The organism is Arachidicoccus terrestris (genome assembly GCF_020042345.1).
GTDB lineage: Bacteria > Bacteroidota > Bacteroidia > Chitinophagales > Chitinophagaceae > Arachidicoccus > Arachidicoccus terrestris.
This window is the reverse complement of sequence record NZ_CP083387.1, coordinates 3,577,485-3,600,072: the sequence shown is the minus strand read 5'-3', so window position 1 is coordinate 3,600,072 and position 22,588 is coordinate 3,577,485. Positions and strand designations below refer to the sequence as shown.

The following is a 22,588-nucleotide window of genomic DNA, read 5'->3' as shown; positions in this document are numbered from 1 at the left end:
ATGATAAAAAGAACAGTTATACTGTTAGGCTGTCTAACACTTATAGCCGAAACGAATTTTGCTCAATCTGAAAAGGACCTGCCATTGGTGCAATTTGTCAAGCCCATAATCGGAACACAGCGTATGGGGCATACTTTTCCTGGAGCCACCGTTCCCTTTGGTGCCGTGCAACTCAGTCCAGAGACCGACACCATTCCCTATAGTGTAGACGGCAAGTATGTGCCTGATGTCTATAAATACTGTGCCGGCTATCAATATGATGATAAGACCATCGTCGGGTTCGCACATACACATTTTAATGGAACGGGGCATTCCGATCTCGGAGATTTCCTTGTAATGCCAACTGTAGGTAAGCTACAACTTAATCCCGGCACAGCAACAGATCCAGATAGCGGGTTCCGCTCCCGTTTTTCCCATAAGACCGAGACGGCAGCAGCCAATTATTATAGTGTTGAACTGGAAGATTATGGTATTAAGGCAGAGCTTACCGCTACGACCAGAGTGGGTATGCATCAATATACATTTCCGGCCTCAGACAGCGCACATATCATTCTGGATATGACCTATAATTTATACAATTACCCTGGCAAAGACGTCTGGACCTATATACGGGTTCTGGATGACTCCACCGTTGTCGGTTATAGGCAGACGAACGGGTGGGCTAAAAACAGAACGGAGTATTTTGCCATGCGATTCTCCAAACCCTTCAAAAGCTATGGCTACAGGAATTATTCTACCAATGAGCCATACATCGGTTTTTGGAGAAGGTTTGATGTAACTAAAAACTTTCCGCTGATCCAGGGACACGACATCAGGGCTTATTTTAATTTTAATACGACTCAAGGAGAAAAAGTCAAGATTAAAATGGCCCTCTCTCCGGTCAGCTACACGGGCGCACTGGACAATATGAAAGCTGAAGCTGCCGGCTGGGATTTCAACAAAATTAAAAATGAAGGGCAGTTGGCCTGGGAAAAGCAACTGGAAAAAGTAAAAATACAGACAGTCAGTGATTCCGATAAGATCAATTTCTACACGGCCATGTATCACAGCTTTATCAATCCAACCATTTACATGGATGTCGATGGAGCATATAAAGGGTTGGATCAACAGATACACAACGCGGCAGAAGAAGGTTTTACCAATTATACAACTTTCTCCCTTTGGGATACGCACCGGGCCCTTCACCCATTATTTACCATCCTGCAACCCAAAAGAGCCGGGGACATGGTAGAATCTATGTTGAAGCATTTTGATCAAAGCATTATACGCATGTTGCCCGTATGGTCTACCTATGCCAATGAAGGCTGGTGCATGACCGGTTATCACGCCGTCTCTGTACTTGCAGACGCCGTTGCCAAAAATATTGCGGGATTTGATACAAAAAAAGCGCTGGAGGCTGCCGTAACGACGGCCACTAATCCTCTCTATGATAATATTCCTGCTTACGAAAAATACGGGTATATCCCAGATTCGATGAGTGCCACTTCTGTTTCAACGACCCTCGAATATGCGTACGATGACTGGTGTGTAGCCCAAATGGCAAAAAAGCTGGGTAATGAACAAATATATCAGCAGTTTACAAAAAGAGCACAAAACTACAAAAACGTATATGACCCTTCCATAGGATACATGCGTCCCAAAAATAAGGCAGGTCAGTTCAGGAAGAAATTCGATCCTTTGGAAACTTCTGGAGAAGGTTTTATAGAAGGAAATGCCTGGAATTATACCTTATATGTGCCACATGACCCTAAAGGACTCATTGCGTTACTAGGCGGAGACAGAGCATTTATTAAAAGACTGGATGCGCTATTTACAACCTATCTGCCCGATAAATATTTTGCGCATACCGAAGATATCACCAGAGATGGGCTGATCGGCAACTATGTGCACGGCAATGAGCCTTCCCACCATATCGCGTATTTATACAACTGGACCACTGAACCCTGGAAAACGCAAAGCACCGTAAGAATGATCCTTAAATCACAGTACCATAACGGACCGGATGGTTTAGGCGGTAATGATGATACCGGACAAATGAGTGCATGGTATATATTCAGCGCTCTTGGGTTCTATCCAGTCGCACCGGGTAGCGATCATTACAGTCTGGGCAGTCCACTGGTGAAGTCAGCCAGTATTTCACTGGAAAATGGTAAGACATTCACTGTAGAAGCGATCAATCAGTCACCTGGAAATGTCTATGTCAGTAAAGTAGAGCTCAATGGTAAAAAACTGGACAGCAAAACAATTACACAATCAGATATTACGAGTGGCGGTAAGCTGACTTTTTACATGAGTAAAAAACACCATAAATAACGAGCAGCCATTCCCATTAATTACAAAGAGCCGATTCAAATCAAATGAATCGGCTCTTTGTTTATTGGCATTTATTGCAAAATAGCCAACTTATCTGCGTTACGGCGCTACCAAACGGAAGCCATTGCCGTGAATGTTGACAATTTCGATCTGATCATCTTCTTTTAAGTACTTACGGAGCTTGGCGATATAGACGTCCATACTACGGCCATTGAAATAGGTATCGCTACCCCAGATCTTCTTCAATGCTTTCTCTCTGGGTAAAAGATCGTTTTTATGCTCGGCGAGCATTTTCAAGAGTTCATTTTCTTTTGGAGAAAGCGTATGTGTTTCATCTCCGTGTATTAGCTGACGCAAACGAGGGTTAAAATGGAATCCACCTAAATCAAATTCAACATACTCATTCTCTTTATTGACCTCTTCGTTCCGTTTCAGAATCGCTTTTATCTTCAGTAATAAAACTTCACTGTCAAAGGGTTTAGTGATATAGTCATCCGCACCCAGTTTATATCCCTGAATAATATCCTCTTTCATGGTTTTGGCACTCAGGAAGAACAAAGGTACATCCGGATTTATATCCCGGATTTCCTCTGCTAATGTAAAACCGTCCATATGAGGCATCATTACGTCCAATAAGCAAATATCAGCTCCTTCTCTTTGGAAGGCAGCCAGCCCAAGCCGGCCGTCACGTTCCAGGACCACTTCGTAATCATTGAGTTCCAGGTAGTTCTTTAAAACCATTCCCAAATTTTGGTCATCCTCGCAAAGAAGGATTTTGTATTTTTTGGTTACCATATACTACTTATTTTTAATTTAGAATATAAAGGTAGGTTATGTTTTATAAAACATTTGCTAATATTTTATAATCTATAGATGGCTGGCTGACTTTAAAATTACAGTTTTCCGAGTTTATCTACAGATTATCTGATTATGCCCACAGATTGTCAGGATATACACCCGCTTTTAAGAGTTCATCTAGTTCTTTTTTTACGACCGGAGCATCCTCTTTATACGTGACACCGAACCATTTAGCGTCAGTTGGTATTACATCAATAATACCATTTTTCTCTTTGATAAATGTGTCTGCAACTTTTGGCATCAGAAATTCGCTTTTAATATCGGTGATATTCTTCTCCAAAAAAGGTTGGAACTCCGAGGCGCACAGTTCCACGAAAGATGGATCAAAACAGAAAAAGTTCATAGATACAAATGTATCGGGTGCCATTTCAGTCTCAGTGTCACCATCCTCAAAAACAATTTTACCGTCTTTTTTATATATTTTCAATCTTTCTTCAATACCTGTCATCTGCCCATCACCATTGGTTATGATCTCTCCCCTGGAGACGGATCCGTTATCACTCAGGGTATTTTTCAATTTATAGGCAATAGAACCATATACATTATCAGCAACTTTTGCATCCAGGAAGGCATAAGCTTTCTGGAAGGCGTCAGCTCCATAAAAATCATCTGCATTGATCACAGCAAAAGGCCCGTCAATTTTGCCTTTACAACAAAGAATCGCCTGCGCAGTACCAAAAGGCTTTGTTCTTTCCGAAGGAATATCAAAGCCGTCAGTATAGGCTGTTAATTCTTGAAATACATAGTCTACCTCAATTCTGCCCTTCAGTTTAGGTTCGAATATTTCCTTGAAATCTTCGACAAAATCCTTTCTAATGATAAAAATCACTTTCTTAAACCCGGCGCGGATAGCATCATAAATAGAGTATTCAATAATTGTTTCACCGGAAGGTCCAAAAGATTGTATCTGTTTAAGGCTCCCGTAACGACTTGCCATACCCGCCGCTAAAATTACCAGGGTAGGTTGTTTCATAATTGGATAATTTGTTTAAACTTTGGCGAAACTAAAATATTATCGTTTCAACTCCAATTAAATTTTCTGATGTTTTCCGTCATTCCAATACAATCGCTGCCCAATGACACACATGCGCATCAGCGGTGGCCTGTAGACATTTTGCGAATGGATAAAATACATACAATTGTTAGCGGTAACAAATGGTTTAAACTTTCAGGTTACCTTCAGCAGGCGGAGCAAAACAGAGCAAAGGCCATTGCCACCTTCGGGGGCGCCTACTCCAACCATATTGTAGCAACTGCCTATGCAGCCAGGATGAAAGGTTTAACTTCCATGGGCATTATACGTGGTGAAAAACCAAGTGTACTCTCTCATACGCTGGAAAATGCCCTCTCTTATAACATGAAGCTCATCTTTGTCAGCCGGACGGACTATAAGGATAAACAAAGGATGCAGGCAATGCATGATCCTGACGGCAACTATTACTGGATACCGGAGGGAGGTTATGGCATTCAAGGTGCAGCTGGTATCCGGGACATGTTAAAAGCGGTCCCTTATTGGGACTACACGCATCTTGTCACTGCCGTCGGTACAGGAACCACCATGGCTGGATTGATTCAAGGGGCGCTGCCCTATCAGAAAGTGATTGGAATGGCTGTGCTCAATAACCAAAATACGATTACGGTCGAAATGGAGGCGTTACTTGATAAGCAGGACTGCCGTAAAAATTACCAAATAATCACTGATTATACTTTTGGCGGATATGCGAAAAAAACGCCGGAATTAATCAATTTTATGAACAAAACGTATCAAACTGTTAAGCTTCCGTTAGATTTTGTCTATACTGCAAAAGCTTTTTATGGACTAAAAAATTACTTACAAAACGCTGAACTGTCTGAGGATAGCCGGGTTTTATTTTTACACACAGGTGGTCTGCAGGGTAACGATTCTCTATCACCAGACACACTATGTTATTGAAAGGCCCGTCTCAGGGGCAATAAATGGAGCATATTTTGCATTACATTTGTCCCAATTTTATCCAAAAGAAGGCAAAAGGAAGGTTTTCCTCTGTTGCCTGCAAGAAAGGTTAAACATGATAGAAAAAAAATACATTTTACTGATTTGGATTTGTTGTATGTCTACAGCGTTGTTGGCACAACCCGCACTTCCTGATTTTAATATTATGAAAGGGCCCAAACAGCAAACCGTTCTTTCCTGGAAAAATAATTTCGGGGAGCGTCTGAAAGTATTGAATATCCAGCGTTCTACGGACAGCATTAGAGGGTTCCGGACGATCTATTCTGTCAACAACCTCACCCTCGAAGCAAATGCCTATACGGACAACAAACCCGCACCCGGTGCGGATTACTACCGTCTGTACTATATGCTTACGAATGGCAGCTATTATTTTACCAAAGCCAAAAAGATCGCTACAGGATTTGTACCGGACAACCTGCTTGGTCAACTTAATAACAGTAAAATGATTACGGTCACGGGAACAAATACCAGAAAACTTGCCTTTAAGCAGCTTCAGCACTTAAAAGATTCAGTTATCAATAATACGAGTGACACCTTGTATTTTGTCAATGACAGTACGATTCAATACGTTAAATATAATGCAGTTGCAGCCATGGCTAGTTCCACAACCGAACTCAGACCTGTTTCTAAATTTCTATACATTAATGCCGATGGCTATATTGTCCTAAAATTCCCCGAGCGGGATCTGTCAGATTACTCGATGACGATCTATAAACAAAATGGCACCTCTGTGTTGTTTAAAATACCCAGATTTGAGGACAGCGAACTCATATTGAGTAAAAGCAGCTTCCTACGTACCGGCTGGTACCCTTACGAAATATATAAAGACGGCAAATTATTGGAACGCAGCCGCCTGGAGATTAACTAGGCTTAACTAGGCAAACAAAGAATATATCCGGCACAAGAGGTATTAAGGCACCAGCTTTAATGCCTCTTTGGCCGGATGCCATTTAGCCGCCTCTTTCGGCTCAAAATAATGCCATAATAAAGCGGAGACCTTTCTGGCCAGCACCCAGGCTTCGCAGTCTTTTTCCCAGCGCTCATCCAGGTTGTTTTTAGTAGCAATGTAAAAGACATAATCACCATGGGGCGCATTCACCATAACGAGTTCTGAACGGGAATCATTGACCATTCCCTGTTTGGAAGCAGTCTGTATATAGGGCGGTATTTGTGAGAGCGCATAGCCATCATAAAAAATATGGCTCATCTGACGATACATACAATCACTGCTGCGCCTGTCTATGGCTTTACCGGACCTGATCAGTTTCAATATGCCGGCCATTTCCCGGGGTGTCGTCTGTCCCCAGCCGTACAGATGATAAGCACTATCTCTGCCAGCCGTTCTGGAATTTACTCTTGTATCCTTAAACCCCATCCTGGCCAGCAACTGGTTAATCTCCGCGCCGCCCCCCGCCAATTCCTGACACCATAGCGCCGCTACATTATCGCTGTACCCGATCATTAACGATATGAGCACATCCAGACTTGTTTTAGTGCTGTCTTTAAAAAACTGCATCAGTCCGGATCCTCCTCTGAACCTGGACGTGTCATATAATAATGGTTGATTATATTGCAAAGTGCCTTTCTTTATTTTATCGAAAATGCCCAGGAGTATCGGCACTTTAATGATGCTCGCCGTCGGAAATATCGTATCTGCATTCACCGTAGCGATTTTACCTGTACGCAGATTCTCTACATAAACCCCGGCAGTGCCGTGAAAGTCATGCAGCAGGTGCGCCAGTTCCGTCTGTAAATGTTTGTCCGTCTTTAATTTAGATGAAACCTGGGCATACGTTGTTGGCATTATCGCAGTCATTGTCGTTATCATTAAAAATACAGCCATCAGATTATGCTTCCGAATGTATCGGCAGGCAAAATTAGAATAGGATATCATAGCTGGTGATGTTTAAAATAAATTCGCCCCTACTGTTGCCATATACTTCTTGGTCATCTCACAAAAGGCGTAGTAAAATATAGTCAGTGAAGTTACTGATTTTATGGCATATAGTTTCAGAGACATGAAAATTACCCAAGACTATTGGTTCTCATCCAATTTCTGAGTAATTTTCCTGTATGATAACAAGAACGCGCATTCTTTTATATCTAAACCTGCTGCTGAATGGTGCGACAGGTGTCCTTTATGCCCAGGGGTCAAAAACCGGCATTTGGGCTCAGAAGCAGACTCTTTTGCAACAGATCGCCGCAGGAATAACCGACCATAATTTCCAGCAAGTGTTCCGCCATCCGGGAAAATACCGGCTGCAAATCATCTATACCCAGATTAACCGCGATAAACATAACCAACCTCATTTTAAGACTTATAGCTACCACTGCCGCCCAAACTATTATTTTAATCCTGCTTCTACGGTAAAAATGCCGCTTAGTTTTCTCAGCCTGGAAAAGCTGCACGGCCTGGACAGGTATGGGGTCAACAAAGACAGTTATATGCTGACAGACAGCAGTTATACCAAGCAACAAACCATCCATAATGACAGTACCTCAAAAAGCAGCTTTCCTTCAATAGCATCTTATATCAAACGTATATTCCTGGTCAGCGATAATGACGCTTATAATCGGCTCTATGAATTCCTGGGTCAGCAGTATATAAATAAACAGCTACAGGAAAAAGGTTACTTAAACAGCCGCATCAATAGAAGGTTTTACCCTATGAACGATGATCAGAATCGCCATACCAATGCCATACGATTTGTATCGGCCAGCCAGAAACTGCAATACCGGCAACCGCCAGCTTATAATACAGACAGTTTTGATTACGGAACGCCAATACGAATCGGTAAGGCTTATATGGATAGCAAAGACAGCATCATCCAGGGGCCTTATGATTTCACGAAAGGGAATAAAACCAGCCTCGAGGATTTAACCAATATGCTAAAAGCAGTTCTGTTCCCCAATGCTGTACCTGTAAAAAACAGCTTTAATCTTCGGCCTGCTGACCGGCAATTCCTACTGCAGTACATGTCTCAGTATCCAGGTGAGACGAACTATCCAAAATATGATACCAGCAAATTTTTCGATAGTTTTACCAAATTCTATTTTAGAAGCAAAGGACATAAAATCCCTTCCTATGTCCGGGTATTCAATAAACCTGGCTGGTCTTATGGTTTCCTAACCGATATCGCCTACGTCGTTGACTTTAAGCATCATATTGAATTTATGTTAAGCTGCACATTGTATGTCAATGAAGATGGCATCATAAACGACAATAAATATGATTACGAATCCATAGGATTTCCATTCATGACCGCATTGGGGCAAGGAATCTATCAGTATGAGCTTAGTAGAAAAAGAAAATATATCCCCAATTTATCTGCTTTTAAAATAAAATATGAGCAAAGAGATAGAAAAGACAATAGACCTCTAGTTAGTGATATCGCGGATTAGTTAAAAATATACCACAAGAAAGACTGAACTTAAATGGCCTTCCCGAATTGCTTCAGGAAGGCCATCACTATGATCACCAATCTAACTTGTTGAACTATAGATTTAATCACCCCAGCCAGGATTTTGCATACCCGCTTGTATATCAGACGGATAAAGTGCAATTTGGCCAGTAGGTACAGGAGACAAATAATTTTTTGCTTCGAATATTCTATTACTGCCCGAACTATAAGGAAGCAGATAACCATCAGATGTGCGTTTGATATCGTCATTGGCCGGCACCTTTGCCCCAATGAATATGTCAGGGTTCTTCGTATTATCCAGATACGCTCCTTTTTTCCAACGCATCAGATCATAGAACCTAAACCCGCACATCATCAACTCAGCTCTTCTTTCCCGACGAATTTCCCATATCAGAGAAGGCACATCACTGTCTTTGACAGGGTCTGTAAAAATCGTACCGTCAATGGCCGTTCCCTGATGGCCTGAGACTTGCAGATGAGCCACACCCGCCCTATCTCTCAATTTATTTACAGATTTATCCAGATCCGCCTGAGTTATGGTATACTTTCCCATATCATCTAATTCCGCGCAAGCCTCGGCATAGTTGTCCAGGATTTCAGGTAGCCAGAATATCGGTGCATCAGTGCTATTATAAGGGGCTAATTGATTTTCATCATCCGGCTGCAAAAACTTTGCTGGTCGATAGCCTGTGGAAGCGCTTAGGCCACCAACGAGATGACCTTTATAACAAAGAAAATCACTGATAGACTCTAATAATCGCTTATCACGGTTCATCCTTGTGTGTTCCAAATCACCATCTCCTTGGTAATGTGTAGAAAGTTCAATCGGCAAACCATCTGTGCAAACATAAGATTCAACTGCATTCTTACTAAGACCCGCCATGGTGGTACTACTATTCGTATAACCGATCACTGAATGCGTCAATACGCCGGGTTCGTACTGTTTGTATAATATACATTCCTTATCACCATTTAAATCTAATGAACTGTAAACGGTTCTAAAATCCGGATTCAGGACATATCCTGCGGTCATCAGCTTTTCACTGGCTTCTTTAGAAGCTATTAGAAATTTATCTGCATCCGGTAATTTTAATTCAGTATGATACTTGCGATAGGTGCCAGCATACAAGCCTACTCTGGAAATCAATGCCAGGGCTACATCTTTGTTAACTGTATTAGGCTGATCATCCTGACGTAAGTTTTCATATGCGAAATTCAAATCCGCCAATACACTATCCATTACCAGGCCCCTTGAGTCTCTGGCTTTATAGATAATATCGTCTTCAGAAATATCCAGCGATTTATTGATCCAGGGTACATCCCCGAATACTTTCACGAGCCTAAAATAAGCCAGCGCCCTAAAAAACCGAGCGACTCCTCTCCAATGACTTTTTGCTTCGTTATCCATCGGAACTTTGTCAATATTCTCCAGCATAATGTTTGCCTTTCTTATATTTGTGAAGGTCCAGCGACTGTCCGAGGCGGGAGGCGTCAATACAAAATTAGTAAATCCTGCAGGAGTCTGATCATCGGAGAGCCAGGAAAAATAAAAGTCCCCGTTGGTGCCGGTGCCGAAGCCTGTAAACATCTCATAAAAGCCCCAATTATAGGTCCTGACGTTTGTCTCACTGGTCCAATACTCATCATTGGAAAATTCATCCAGCGGCGGCTTGTCCACAAACTTAGCACACCCTGTAAGCAGGGATACCATCAGTATGAACAGACCCAGTAAATAATATCTGTTTATATAGCGTTTCATAATTTTTTAATTTAAGCGTCAGATAATTTTAGAGGCGAATTTGTGCGCCAAATGAATACATTCTTTGGATCGGGAAAGTTCTTCCGGTAGATGCACTATACCCATCCAGGGCTTCTGGATCTAATGGTACGCCCAAATCAGAAATCGTAAATAAATTTTCTCCGCTGACATACAGTCTGACAGACTTTATGCTAAATCTACTCAGCCACTGACGAGGTAGCGTATAACCGATCGACACATTTTTCAGGCGTAGATAGGCTGTATTTAGCAAGTACTTAGATTGTGGATAGAAGTTATTACCGCCTGCAGCCAGACCAGGGATTTTACCACTGCCATTACCTGCATAAGGATTGGGATAGCGGGCGTCTGTATTTTCCGGTGTCCAGTAGTCCAATTGGTGGGCATATAAAATATCACCACCTCTAAAGTTAGGCATGGCCACATCTCCTGTCCCCCAGTAGCTTTGCTTGCCTACACCCTGGAAGAAAAAGTCGAAATCCAGATTACGGTAGACACCTCCTATTCGAAAGCTATACATATACCGCGGTTGTGTGTTACCAATTACTTTCAGGTCACCGGGATTATTAGCCGAAAAATCACCGCCGTCAATAACACCATTTCCATCCTGATCTTTGAATTTGACGTCGCCCGGACCATATTTAAAGTTACCACTGGCAAGTCCGGATTGATCTGCAATGCCTGTAGCATAGTTTCCATCCTGATCAAAATCATTGTCCGTAAAATACCTGTCTGTCTCAAATCCCCAGATATCTCCATATGTCTGACCGGAATAATTTTGGGACAGGAGCTTCGAAGCGTTATCCCATTTGGTAATCACAGTCTTATAATCAGTTAATGTCAAAGATCCATAGAAAGCCAGGTCTCTACTGACAGGTAAATTGCCATTCACACTTAATTCCCAACCCCGGGTCCTCATGGTTCCGTCATTGATCCAGGGAGCAGTCGTACCAAAGGTATTTGCCACCGCATTTTGTGTAAGCATTCCATCATTAGTCCGTTGAAACCAGTCTAACGAGAGCGAGATTTTATCGTTCAGCATACTAATGTCGGTACCTATATTTAGCGTAGTAATCTTTTCCCATGTCAGCGATTTTGCCACCGCATTAGGAGCACCAACTCCTTGAGCGGCAACCCCGTCCACCACCCAATCTACAGCTCCGGCGTTCATCAGTGGCAGATATCTGTTGTCACCGCCCAGATCCTGATTACCGATCGCACCATAGGAAGCTCTGAACTTCCAATCAGAAACAAAAGGTTTGATAAAATCCATAAACCTTTCTTTACTAATCCTGTACCCCACAGATCCTGAACTAAAAAAGGACCACCGGTCTTGCTCTGCGAAAGAAGAAGAACCGTCGTAACGGCCATCCAGTTCCAATAGATATTTATCGTTATAGTCATAGTTAACACGTCCGAAATATCCGGCAAACGCTGCTTGATTGGCATCATCGGAAGCATATTGTTCCCCTGAAGCTAGACTGAGATAACCTTTAGTGGGATCCAGGATTTCCATACGCTTAGCTGTAAAGTCGTAATCATTATTATTCTGTGCGTTAATACCTGCCATGAGTTTTAAATGATGCTTTCCTTCGAAATGTTTATCGTAGGTAGCATAGGCATTAAACACACTCATATTGTCACGCATCTGATTAGAGGATGTATAATCGTACCCAGAGGAAGAAATATTCTGATAAGGCGCGCCCACCGTCCAACTGTTCCAGGCCATGACCGGTCCCCCCGTATTTTGCCGGATTACATTATCACGAACAATGCTATAGTCGGCATGGAGATTCAGATCCTTGGTGATTTTAATATTAGAGCTCAGATCAACTCTGCTATAATTATCAATGACGGTATTATCCTGGGCCGCGTTCAGATAGGCCGGAATATTTCTAAAATATTTTCCTTGATATGTCCCATATGGCCAATAGGCCCCCCAGCGCCACATATAGTAAAAATAGTTCTGGGTAGCGCCATAATAACCAAAGGGGTAATCATATTCAAAATTGCGATATAACATCTTAACATTCAAATCCCACCATTTTGTAACATTTGCGCTTACGCCGGTGGAGATATTGTATTTTTGTACCTGATCAGGATGTACCCGCATAATACCGCCATCTTTGCTATAACCAGCAGAAACATAATAGGCAATATTGTCGCTGCCACCGGAAATCCGGATATTGTGCTGCTGGCCCGGTTGAGTACGTAGCATCATTTTCTTAACATCCCAGATCCGGTAAAAATAAGGCGCAGCATCATCCGTAATGTCAAAGTCTTCACCCGGAATCATTTCATCTGATGTTCTGTTTCCCGCATATTTCTCTTTCCATGTCTTAATCCCTTCCAAAAGCGTATTTAAATTCATTCCAAACAATTCAGGTGTTACACCAGAGCGCTCATCCGCCTTAATCAAACCAGGCAATCCCAGGGTAGGATCAGCAAAATCTGGCAAGATCGTCGGGTTGCTCCAGTAAAAATTATTCGAATATCGTATGGAAGTTGGCTGGTTTTTACGCCCGCTCCTGGTTTTGATCAGGATAACACCAAAGGCGGCTCTGGCACCGTAAATGGCCGTTGATGCAGCATCTTTCAATACGGAAACACTCTCAATATCATCTGGGTTCAATACGGACAGATCATCCGTTTCAACGTTATCTACCATAATTAACGGGCTACCGGAACCTACAAGAGACCCTACACCGCGAATGCGTATGGTCGCGGCTGATGTCAGTCCTCCATTAGAATAACTAACAGCGAGCCCGGGTACGACGCCCTGTAGAGCTTTGATCGGATCATTCAAAGGACGATCGCGAAAAGTCTTCGTGACATCAACCGTACTGACGGCGCCTGTCACCTGGCCACGCTGCTGTTCTCCATAACCGACAACAACAACATCATTGAGGCTTTGCGTCGAAGCCTGTAATCCTATACTAACAAACTTATTATCATTGATAGGCACTTCCTGAGGCAGATGTGACACATCTGTTACTGTAAGAATAACAGGCAATCTCGTAAGTATTCTAAAATTCCCGGCAGAGTCCGTCAGCGTTCCCTGCGTCGTACCCTTGATAGTAACTGAGGCGCCAAACACAGGTGTCCCGTCTGCCTGATTATATACATTCCCATGGAGTGTATCGACCATACCGTTTTGGGCTTCGGCAGGTATTATAATTAATAACAAAATGGCCATCCATAAGGACAATAAAATGGGTTTCAATATATCCCTTTTTCTATTTGTAACAGGATAGGTGAACTCTGGCCGTCCAAGATAGAAGAGGCTTATGCGATTAAGCTTAAGCCCCTTGACAGTTTTAATTTTTGGTAAATTCATACAAGAGTTTTAAAGAGAATAAGAAATAGATAAGATCCGAAAACCGGCTCCGTTAATGCTATTTAATTAATTTGCGCCCTTGCCTGTGATCTTAATTAATATTTGTAAACCATCCGACTTGCCCGCTAGGAAAACAGTAAATGCTGTAGTTTCATATTATTACATTTTCTTACTTAAAATGAACATTTATTAAGGGAAATACTTTTGCTTGATAGTAATATCTCTTTGAATTGAAGTACAGAATTACGTAAATTTAGTTAAATAAAAAATAAAATTTGCGCAAATAACATAAATATAATATAATAATATTCATATTAATATAATATACAGTTCAATAATATTAAAATATTATTAATATTTTTCATGTATATTATGGCCAATTTTAACAAAATATATATTTTTCTTAACGATTATCAATATGCAGTATTTACTGTATCGAAAGTGTCGTTCGACCCATACTGGTGCGTCTGGTCTAATCATAAAATGAGCGTGTTTTGTAGCAGATTTCCCGTTCGCATCAATTCCCCACTTCCGGTATTTTACCATCCACAAGTAATCAGCGGTTATGGCAATTAAACAACATTTATGAAGAACGGTGGGCAGCCCGATAACAAAATCTGCCTTACCAGCAGCCGGCCTATGAAGCCACTATTAGTAACCCGCATGTACTTTCTTCTCAACATGCTGCGGGCGCAAATAAACAAGGTAAATAGGGCTGAAGTCATAGTTCCCCCGTGTATGTTAGCAGCTACGGCTGACTATGCAGATGGATATTGATACAGGGACGCAGCCCCCTATATTAAATAGTACATTATTGCTGTGAGGCGAATCAGGCGGATGAAAAATTAATATATCGGATGGTACTGATCTTCCCATTTGATGATATCCACCAGTCCGCCATAAACGAGCAGCTCAAAAACAGCTTGGAAAAAACAAATCATTTCAAATAATAAACCTGATGGAGCGTTGCAAGCCAAAATCCGTTGCAAACAAAATGGGACCTTCAGATCATTGCTGAAAGTCCCGTTTGTATTAATAGATTTAACTTATTTCAAAAGCATTATCTATGTGCAGGTTTGCATCAAAGAAGAGAAGATTAGATTTCCTCTGAAGCACCTTCAACCAATACAGTTGCCTTGTTATCCAAAATCTCAACAAATCCGCCTTCAATCGAGAATAGTTGATTATTGGAGCCTTTTGCATTGACCAGAACTTTGATCTGGCCTTTGGTAAGCGCACTCACCATTGGTGCATGACGATTCAACACTTCAAACAGGCCACTGATACCGGGCAACTGAACGCCATATACATCCCCACTATAGATTCTTCTTTCCGGTGTTAATATTTCTAAAAGCATGAAATTCAATTTAATTGGTAACAGATCTGGTCGGCTGTGGATTATCTTTTGATAGCCCCTTAAACACGATTATCCCTGTGCCTGTGCCAACAGCTTTTTACCTTTTTCAACTGCATCTTCCAATGTACCTACCAGGTTGAATGCCGCTTCTGGATATTCATCCACCTCACCGTCCATAATGGCATTAAAACCACGAATCGTATCTTCAATGCTTACAAATACACCTTTCAGACCAGTGAACTGCTCAGCAACATGGAATGGCTGAGAAAGGAAACGCTGTACTTTACGAGCCCTGGATACTGTCAGTTTATCTTCATCGCTTAACTCATCCATACCCAGGATGGCGATGATGTCCTGTAGTTCTTTATAACGCTGCAGGATCAGTTTTACGCGGTCAGCTGTAGCATAGTGCTTTTCGCCAACAATCGCAGGCGTCAGGATTCTTGAAGTAGAATCCAATGGGTCAACCGCAGGATAGATACCTAAGTCAGCGATCTTACGGGATAATACTGTCGTTGCATCCAGGTGAGCAAAGGTTGTAGCCGGAGCAGGGTCAGTCAAGTCATCCGCAGGTACATATACCGCCTGTACAGAAGTAATAGAACCATTTTTTGTAGAAGTAATTCTTTCCTGCATCAATCCCATCTCGGTTGCAAGCGTCGGCTGGTAACCTACTGCTGATGGCATACGTCCCAGCAAGGCAGAGACCTCAGAACCAGCCTGCGTGAAACGGAAGATATTATCCACAAAGAAAAGGATATCTCTACCTTTACCGGTACCATCTCCGTCACGGAAATACTCAGCGATAGTCAAACCACTCAAAGCTACGCGGGCGCGGGCTCCTGGAGGTTCGTTCATCTGACCAAATACAAAGGTTGCCTTAGAATCTTTTAATCCTTCCATATCTACAGTGTTCAAATCCCATCCACCCTCTTCCATAGAGTGCTGGAATTTGTCGCCGTATTTCATAATGCCGGCTTCGATCATTTCACGAAGCAGGTCATTTCCTTCACGGGTCCTTTCTCCTACACCGGCAAATACAGACAGACCGCCATGGCCTTTAGCAATATTGTTGATTAATTCCTGGATCAATACGGTTTTACCTACACCAGCCCCACCGAAAAGACCGATTTTACCTCCCTTAGCATAAGGCTCGATCAAGTCAATTACTTTGATACCTGTAAACAGTACCTCTGTTGAAGTATTCAGATTTTCAAAAGCAGGGGGAATATTATGAATAGGACGACCATTCGTCTTGTCAATCTGGGGCAGACCATCAATGGCATCACCAGTTACATTAAACAAACGACCATTAATGCCTTCCCCCACCGGCATGGTAATCGGACGGCCCGTATCTACTACTTCTGTCCCACGTACAAGACCTTCTGTACCTTCCATAGAGATAGTCCTTACACTATCCTCTCCCAGATGCTGCTGTACTTCAAGAACCAGCTTATCGCCGTTTTCCTTTTGAAGCTCCAACGCATTGTAGATCTCAGGCAATTGCTGATTATCAGGAAAATGTACGTCTACGACCGCACCGATGATTTGTTTAATTTTACCTTTGTTAGCCATAAATGACAAAGAATTAATGTGTCTTTTTTGAATAAAAATACTGTGAAACCAGGCGGTAAAATACCGCTATTTTCAATTTTTGGCAAAGGTAAGGGTTTAGAAATTTTTAAAGGAAAAAAACAGGCAATAAATTTAACATCAGGTGATTTTTCATCAGATTTTTCGGAGATTCCTGGCAGAGGACATGAATTGTCAAGAAAATGTAAAAAAAATAATTTTGTCGCAATTATTTTTACAGTAGATTTGTTACTGCTTACAAGGAACTAACAGATATTAATATTTTAAAATATGAGAAAACCAACTCTTCTGCTGCTTTTGCTGGCAATAACCGTGTGCAGCTTTGCGCAAAAAAAATTAATGAAATTCGGAAGGATATCCGATGAAGAAATGGCCCTGAAAGACTGTGATTTTGATCCAGGTGCCGATATCGTGTGCCTTTTTGAGGAAAGTAATGTCCAATATAATCTCAATGGCAATGTACCGATGTTAGAAACCTATATCAGGAAGCGCTTCAAAGTTTTAAAGCCCGCTGGCGCCGAATCCGCCAATATAAAACTTACTTATTATAGCAAAGGTGGATATGCATCAATAAGTGGTGTAGAAGGCTATGTATACAATATGGGACCTGACGGCAAGGTTGTCAGCACCAAAATGAAAGGCAATGAAGCCTTTCGCAAAAAACTGGATGATGAATACTCAGAAATGAGTTTCGCCTTGCCGGGCGTAAAGGAAGGGAGCGTCTTTGAATATAAATACAAGATATTCCGAAAGACGATCGGCGGCATCGCTCCATGGAAATTCCAGCATGAGTATCCGACGTTATATAGTTGCTGTCACCTGCTAATCCCTGAATATTTTGATTTCACATATACAGCCGTAAGGCGTCAGGAAATGGAAGTTAAGCATGACGGGCTCCAAGGTTCTTATTACACCATGAGTAACATTCCCAGCATGCACGATGAGCCTTACATGGCCGGTACCAATGATTTTATGCAGCGGGTTGATTTTCATCTGACCAGAATCAATCCTCCCGGCCAGCCTTCTATTCCCATAGGCACCACCTGGGAGAATATTACTAAAGATCTTTTGGAAAATACTTATTTTGGTCAGCAGCTCGGACGAAATATAAAAGGGACTGATTCGTTAAATGCAGCGCTTTCCAACTGTAAAACGCCACTGGAGAAAGTGACAGCTATCTACGAGTTCGTCCAGCAATATATGACCTGGAATGGCGATAACAGGGTATATGCTGCAGATGCAGGAATAAAAGATTGCTGGAATAAAAAGCAAGGCACAGCAGCAGATATTAATATGATTTTGATCGATTTGTTGAGAGATAATGATATATCTGCCTACCCCATCCTTGTCAGTACCCGTGATAATGGCAGCGTACATAAAACCTATCCTGACATAACGCAATTCAATTGTACGATGGCGATGGTACAATTAGATTCCAATAGCTATATACTCAATGCGGCTGATAAGTACAACCCTGTCAACCTCATTCCTTATGATGTACAATATACCTATGGTTTTGTAGTGGATAAGAAAAAGGGCGGCTGGATGACGATCTTCGACAATGGCAAAAAGGATAGATCAACCATTACGGTATCGCTTAATCTAGACAAAAATGGCAAATTTACAGGTATTGGCCGTGCGACCTATTCCGATTACGCCAGAAACATGCGCCTTGCCGATTACCGCAAAAAACAACTTAAATCCGAACTTGACCAGACTGGCGATATAACGATCAATATCGACTCACTCGATGTTCACAATGCAGACGATTGGCAAAAGCCGCTGGATGTACAAATTAATTATAGCGGCAAGGCAAAACAATCCGGCAAATACACCCTTATCCCCTATGATCTCTTTCTGGGGCTCGGCGATAATCCATTTACCGCAGATAAACGACAGACTAACATTAATTTTGGCTTTCTGCAAGACCTCCAGATCACCGGCTATATTAATCTGCCACCAGGTTTTGATTTGGAATCTATGCCGAAATCCATGATAATGCGGATGCCTGACAGCAGCATTCTTTTTAAACGGATTTTTCAGAAGTCCGGAAAGGATCAGTTGGCGTTCCAGTTAAAGATTCAACACCTTCGCCCAGAATACGCCGCCATTGAATATCCCGACATCAAGGCTTATTACAAAAAAATGTATGAGCTGCTTTCCGAGCGGATCGTACTCAAAAAAATGTAACCTCAAAGCAACCTCGCCATGCGATTATTTTATAAACTAAGCATCTGCATAATTACCATAAGTATCACATCCTCTACTTTGCCGGCACAGGAAAGTAAATACCCTACTTCCGGAATAAACGCTGCATTATTAAAGGACGCCAACAGTGTCGTGCGGCTGGATAATACACAGATAAAAGTCAAAGATGCCCAAAATGCGGCTGTCCATTATCATCAAGTGTATACCGTTTTAAATCCAAAAGCAGACAGAAGTCTTATTTTTACAGCGCAGAATTCTAAATTCATGGCCCTCACCGACGCCACCATCCATGTATATAACAAGGATGGGATACAGATACAGCAATATAGCAAGAAAGATTTAATGTCCAGTGGCTTTGGCGAGGGGCTGATCGACGATGGCAGCATCACCTATTTCAAGGTCAGCCCTCCCTCTTATCCGATCACCGTAGAATATGACTATACTGTCAGATACAAGGGCATATTGCAATACCCCGCTTTTGTTATTCAAATGGCAGATCAGTCTGTAGAGGAAAGCAGTTACCAGATCTCTATCCCCACGCAGCTGGGCTTTAGGTTTAAAAATTATAATACAGAGATTACTCCTGAGGCAAAAACCAATGGTGTAACCAGCAGCTATTCATGGAAAGTAAAAAACCTGCCAGCCCTCTCACTGGAAAGCAATTCCGGACCAAAGTTCAAATATCTCCCTGTCGTATTCATGGCAGCCGATCATTTCAGCATGGATGATTACGAAGGCAAAATGGACAGCTGGGCACATTTTGGCGACTGGGTTACGTTGTTAAATAAAAATGACGCAGCGCTTAAGCCTGACCAGATTGCATTTTATCAAGCCATGACAGCGGAAGCTTCTACCCCGGAACGTAAGGCCCGGATACTTTATGATTACTTGCAGCAAAATATGCGCTATGTCAGTATACAGTTGGGTATAGGCGGCTGGAAACCAATGGCAGCCTCTGTTGTCAGCACCAAAAAATACGGAGACTGTAAGGCCCTCAGCCATTTTATGCAGGCTGCACTCGCAGCCGTGGGCATAAAGAGTTATCCGGTGCTTATTAATATGGAAAGGCCAGATATGCCGATTTCAGCAGATTTTCCAATCTATTGTTTTAACCACGAAATACTTTGCATTCCCCAGTTAACAGGAGAGCAGGATACGACCTGGCTGGAATGTACCAGTTCATTGTTAAACTTCGGCACCCTGGGATATTCAACTGCGGGAAATTACGGTCTGCTGTTAACGCCGGATGGAGGCAAACTGATTCAGACACCAGCTACGACTGATCATAAAAATACATTAACGACCACTCAACACGTGCAACTCCGTAAAGACGGATCTGCTGTTCAGCATAGCCAGTTTGCAGGGACTGGCGCCTACAAAGAACTATTCCTTTATCAATTATATCAAAAGCAACAAAGGGAGAAAAAGGACTTTCTGGATCAATATACCGGATTAAAGCAAACAGATTCCATATCGATTACAGAGGTCGCCAAAGGAGAAGGCCCCTATAACTTTGAGATTGACCTGAAATATGATCAATATCCCGATTTCAGCTCTGGCAATAAACTTTTTGTAAGTTCCAGACCTTTCAGCCGTTTTATCTATACGCCCGAGGAAGACAGTACACGCAAAGCGGACTTTTACTTTCCCTTCCCGTACCAGATAAAGGACACGACCATATTTTTGCTGGAGGAAGGGCTCCATCCTGAATCACTGCCTGAAGGCAAGAATGAGCGCTACGATTTTGGTAACTATACAAGCCAGTATAGTTACGATGCAGATGCCAGAAAATTGACGATCGTCAGCCAGCTAGATCTTACAAAACAAATAATCAGCGCAGCAGATTTCAGCAAACTAACCGATTTTGCCGAAAGCGTCGAAGGCGATATCCAGGAGAAAATCATTTTCATAAAAGAATAGGCAAAATCCGGCAAATCAACGTTAGAGACCCATCAAAAATGAACCGCCTGCGAGCAGCATATTTCTGTAAATATGTGTACAGGCGGTTCCCCCATTATTACAAACAAATCCAAAACTCATGTTACCACAAGATCCTATAAAACCGGGTAAACTAATTCCCACTACAAGCTAATGCCTCGCTTCCATGGTATGAAATCATCCTGCCCGTTAATGACGGCCTTTACTTTTTTGCCGCTTGCAACTTCACAAACAAAATCCAGTATTCGCGCCCCCGCCTGTTCAATGGTCTCTGTTCCTTCAATAACGGTTCCGGTATTCAGGTCAATGATGTCACTCATCTTGTTATACAAAATCGTATTACTGGATATCTTTATAACGGGTGCAATAGGATTACCGGTGGGGGTACCGAGTCCGGTCGTGAAAAGTACTATAGAAGCACCACTGCCGACTTCAGCGGTTGTAGACTCCACATCGTTTCCGGGTGTACATAAAAGATTGAGTCCTGACTTCGTTACCTGCTCGGGATAATCTAATACAGCACTTACCGGCGATGTTCCTCCTTTTTTGGCAGCTCCCGCTGATTTAATGGCATCTGTAATCAGGCCATCTTTGATATTGCCCGGTGAAGGGTTCATATCAAATCCGGACCCCGCTTCTTCTGCACGCTGACTATACTTGCTCATCAGCTCGGCAAACCTTTGTGCATCCTGTCGGTTCATACACCGGTCACTGAGTTGTTGTTCTACACCACATAACTCGGGGAACTCTGACAGAATTACTGTACCTCCCATGGCGACCAACAGGTCAGAACAATAGCCTACGGCCGGATTAGCCGAAATACCAGAAAATCCGTCTGATCCGCCACATTCCAGCCCCAGAGTCAGTTTGTCAAGACTCGCCGGCTGCCTCGTTTGCTTACTGGCTTCCATCATACCTGCAAAGGTTTGCTTGATGGCTTGTGCCAAAAGGTCTTTTTCTTTGCCAATTTTTTGCTGATCCAGGAGTATCAACGGCTTATCAAAATCCGGTGACCGCTTTTTAATTTCTTCTTCCAGAATACTAATTTGCGCGTTCTGGCAGCCCAGGCTCAAAACAGTGGCACCTGCCACATTAGGATGTGTTATATATCCTGCCAGTAAACCGCACAGTGTAATGGCATCCTGACGTATGCCGCCGCAGCCGCCCTGATGGGTTAAAAATTTAATACCATCTATATTAGGCAACAAAGGATTTTCTGCCCATTCATCTGCTCCGCTAAAATCGGCATCCAGTATCTCGGCGGTCGACCTACCCGCTTTATACAAACTTGTCAGCTGCCTGGCAAAATCGTTATACTTATCATGAGATTTATAACCGAGGGCCTGAGTAAGTGCCTGCCGCATCACTTCCACATTCCTGTTCTCACAAAAAACCATGGGTATAACCAACCAGTAATTGGCCACTCCAACTTTCCCGTCGCTACGATGATAGCCTAAAAACTGACGCTCTTTCCATGCAGTCGTGTCAGGCCCATCCCATTCAAAATGTCCGGCTCTTACTTCAAACCCGGATGCTGCATGATGTACATTCGCCGTCGTTAAAATATTCCCCTGCTTTAGATCCTCGTTGGCAATGGCCACCAAAACTCCATACATTATAATCCTGTCCCCTTTTCTGAGGTCATTCAATAAAAACTTGTGTTTTGCCTGTACGTCATCCAGAAGAGTAACGGTATTCCCATTAACCTCTACCCTTTCTCCCGCTTTCAGATCCTGTAAAGCCACGGCAACATTATCTGCCGGCTGTACGGTTAATACCTTCTGTCCCATTT

At 42.5% G+C, this 22,588-nt stretch carries 15 protein-coding genes; 7 read left to right on the top strand and 8 right to left on the bottom strand.

From position 1 onward, the window contains the following. A complete protein-coding gene (locus K9M52_RS13990; protein WP_224069053.1) occupies positions 1–2,313 on the top strand; it encodes a GH92 family glycosyl hydrolase in 2,313 nt (770 codons plus the stop codon). Positions 2,314–2,412: 99 nt separating this feature from the next. On the opposite strand, the gene K9M52_RS13985 is transcribed toward K9M52_RS13990, so the two are convergent. Both K9M52_RS13985 and K9M52_RS13980 read right to left on the bottom strand, forming a co-directional pair. Next, on the bottom strand, positions 2,413–3,108 hold the full coding sequence (locus tag K9M52_RS13985; protein WP_091401534.1) for a response regulator transcription factor: 696 nt from the start codon (positions 3,106–3,108) through the stop codon (positions 2,413–2,415). A gap of 133 nt (positions 3,109–3,241) precedes the next feature. After that, positions 3,242–4,144 carry a nucleotidyltransferase family protein gene (locus K9M52_RS13980; RefSeq protein ID WP_224069052.1) on the bottom strand — a complete coding sequence of 301 codons (903 nt, stop codon included), beginning with the start codon at positions 4,142–4,144 and terminating at the stop codon, positions 3,242–3,244. Positions 4,145–4,291: 147 nt separating this feature from the next. Here K9M52_RS13980 and K9M52_RS13975 point away from each other — a divergent pair, with 147 nt between their 5' ends. Together K9M52_RS13975 and K9M52_RS13970 are read left to right on the top strand one after the other, a co-directional pair. Continuing rightward, on the top strand, positions 4,292–5,104 hold the full coding sequence (locus K9M52_RS13975; protein WP_224069051.1) for a 1-aminocyclopropane-1-carboxylate deaminase/D-cysteine desulfhydrase: 813 nt from the start codon (positions 4,292–4,294) through the stop codon (positions 5,102–5,104). A gap of 157 nt (positions 5,105–5,261) precedes the next feature. Beyond that, complete coding sequence (locus K9M52_RS13970; protein WP_224069050.1) at positions 5,262–6,032, top strand: hypothetical protein; 771 nt, start codon at positions 5,262–5,264, stop codon at positions 6,030–6,032. 42 nt (positions 6,033–6,074) lie between these two features. Here the strand turns inward: K9M52_RS13970 and K9M52_RS13965 are convergent, their stop codons facing one another. After that, positions 6,075–6,980 (bottom strand): serine hydrolase, encoded by a 906-nt coding sequence (locus K9M52_RS13965; RefSeq protein WP_224069049.1) that lies wholly within the window; start codon positions 6,978–6,980, stop codon positions 6,075–6,077. 257 nt (positions 6,981–7,237) lie between these two features. On the opposite strand from K9M52_RS13965, the gene K9M52_RS13960 reads away from it, so the two are divergent. After that, entirely contained in the window at positions 7,238–8,566 is a 1,329-nt protein-coding gene (locus K9M52_RS13960; protein WP_224069048.1) for a serine hydrolase, read from the top strand. 102 nt (positions 8,567–8,668) lie between these two features. On the opposite strand, the gene K9M52_RS13955 is transcribed toward K9M52_RS13960, so the two are convergent. The 4 genes from K9M52_RS13955 to atpD form a co-directional block, all read right to left on the bottom strand. Beyond that, positions 8,669–10,345: a RagB/SusD family nutrient uptake outer membrane protein gene (locus K9M52_RS13955; RefSeq protein WP_224069047.1), complete on the bottom strand. Its 1,677-nt coding sequence runs from the start codon at positions 10,343–10,345 to the stop codon at positions 8,669–8,671. Positions 10,346–10,373: 28 nt separating this feature from the next. Further along, entirely contained in the window at positions 10,374–13,700 is a 3,327-nt protein-coding gene (locus K9M52_RS13950; RefSeq protein WP_224069046.1) for a SusC/RagA family TonB-linked outer membrane protein, read from the bottom strand. 1,096 nt (positions 13,701–14,796) lie between these two features. Continuing rightward, positions 14,797–15,057, bottom strand: coding sequence for an ATP synthase F1 subunit epsilon (gene atpC, locus K9M52_RS13945; RefSeq protein ID WP_224069045.1), 261 nt, complete (start codon positions 15,055–15,057; stop codon positions 14,797–14,799). A 69-nt stretch (positions 15,058–15,126) separates the two neighbouring features. Further along, complete coding sequence (atpD, locus tag K9M52_RS13940) at positions 15,127–16,632, bottom strand: F0F1 ATP synthase subunit beta (protein ID WP_224069044.1); 1,506 nt, start codon at positions 16,630–16,632, stop codon at positions 15,127–15,129. A gap of 27 nt (positions 16,633–16,659) precedes the next feature. Between atpD and K9M52_RS13935 the strand changes: the two genes are divergently transcribed. Genes K9M52_RS13935 through K9M52_RS13925 form a run of 3 tightly spaced genes read left to right on the top strand, consistent with a single transcriptional unit; the run spans position 16,660 to position 20,778 of the window. Beyond that, on the top strand, positions 16,660–16,899 hold the full coding sequence (locus K9M52_RS13935; RefSeq protein ID WP_224069043.1) for a hypothetical protein: 240 nt from the start codon (positions 16,660–16,662) through the stop codon (positions 16,897–16,899). A gap of 21 nt (positions 16,900–16,920) precedes the next feature. Then, positions 16,921–18,840, top strand: coding sequence for a DUF3857 domain-containing protein (locus K9M52_RS13930; protein WP_224069042.1), 1,920 nt, complete (start codon positions 16,921–16,923; stop codon positions 18,838–18,840). 18 nt (positions 18,841–18,858) lie between these two features. Beyond that, the gene (locus K9M52_RS13925) at positions 18,859–20,778 is read left to right on the top strand and encodes a DUF3857 domain-containing protein (RefSeq protein WP_224069041.1); all 1,920 of its coding nucleotides are present in this window, start codon (positions 18,859–18,861) and stop codon (positions 20,776–20,778) included. Between the two features lie 161 nt (positions 20,779–20,939). Here K9M52_RS13925 and K9M52_RS13920 read toward each other — a convergent pair whose 3' ends face one another. Then, a complete protein-coding gene (locus K9M52_RS13920; RefSeq protein WP_224069040.1) occupies positions 20,940–22,586 on the bottom strand; it encodes a UxaA family hydrolase in 1,647 nt (548 codons plus the stop codon). Positions 22,587–22,588 lie beyond the last annotated feature (2 nt).

What these genes read in the sequence shown, in the direction of transcription:
- atpD (WP_224069044.1), bottom strand. Translation starts at nt 16,632, where the DNA reads ATGGCTAACAAAGGTAAAATTAAACAAATCATCGGTGCGGTCGTAGAC.
- K9M52_RS13930 (WP_224069042.1), top strand. Translation starts at nt 16,921, where the DNA reads ATGAGAAAACCAACTCTTCTGCTGCTTTTGCTGGCAATAACCGTGTGC.
- K9M52_RS13920 (WP_224069040.1), bottom strand. Translation starts at nt 22,586, where the DNA reads ATGGGACAGAAGGTATTAACCGTACAGCCGGCAGATAATGTTGCCGTG.
- K9M52_RS13985 (WP_091401534.1), bottom strand. Translation starts at nt 3,108, where the DNA reads ATGGTAACCAAAAAATACAAAATCCTTCTTTGCGAGGATGACCAAAAT.
- K9M52_RS13950 (WP_224069046.1), bottom strand. Translation starts at nt 13,700, where the DNA reads ATGAATTTACCAAAAATTAAAACTGTCAAGGGGCTTAAGCTTAATCGC.
- K9M52_RS13960 (WP_224069048.1), top strand. Translation starts at nt 7,238, where the DNA reads ATGATAACAAGAACGCGCATTCTTTTATATCTAAACCTGCTGCTGAAT.
- K9M52_RS13925 (WP_224069041.1), top strand. Translation starts at nt 18,859, where the DNA reads ATGCGATTATTTTATAAACTAAGCATCTGCATAATTACCATAAGTATC.
- K9M52_RS13965 (WP_224069049.1), bottom strand. Translation starts at nt 6,980, where the DNA reads ATGACTGCGATAATGCCAACAACGTATGCCCAGGTTTCATCTAAATTA.
- K9M52_RS13970 (WP_224069050.1), top strand. Translation starts at nt 5,262, where the DNA reads ATGTCTACAGCGTTGTTGGCACAACCCGCACTTCCTGATTTTAATATT.
- K9M52_RS13955 (WP_224069047.1), bottom strand. Translation starts at nt 10,345, where the DNA reads ATGAAACGCTATATAAACAGATATTATTTACTGGGTCTGTTCATACTG.
- K9M52_RS13980 (WP_224069052.1), bottom strand. Translation starts at nt 4,144, where the DNA reads ATGAAACAACCTACCCTGGTAATTTTAGCGGCGGGTATGGCAAGTCGT.
- K9M52_RS13975 (WP_224069051.1), top strand. Translation starts at nt 4,292, where the DNA reads ATGGATAAAATACATACAATTGTTAGCGGTAACAAATGGTTTAAACTT.
- atpC (WP_224069045.1), bottom strand. Translation starts at nt 15,057, where the DNA reads ATGCTTTTAGAAATATTAACACCGGAAAGAAGAATCTATAGTGGGGAT.
- K9M52_RS13990 (WP_224069053.1), top strand. Translation starts at nt 1, where the DNA reads ATGATAAAAAGAACAGTTATACTGTTAGGCTGTCTAACACTTATAGCC.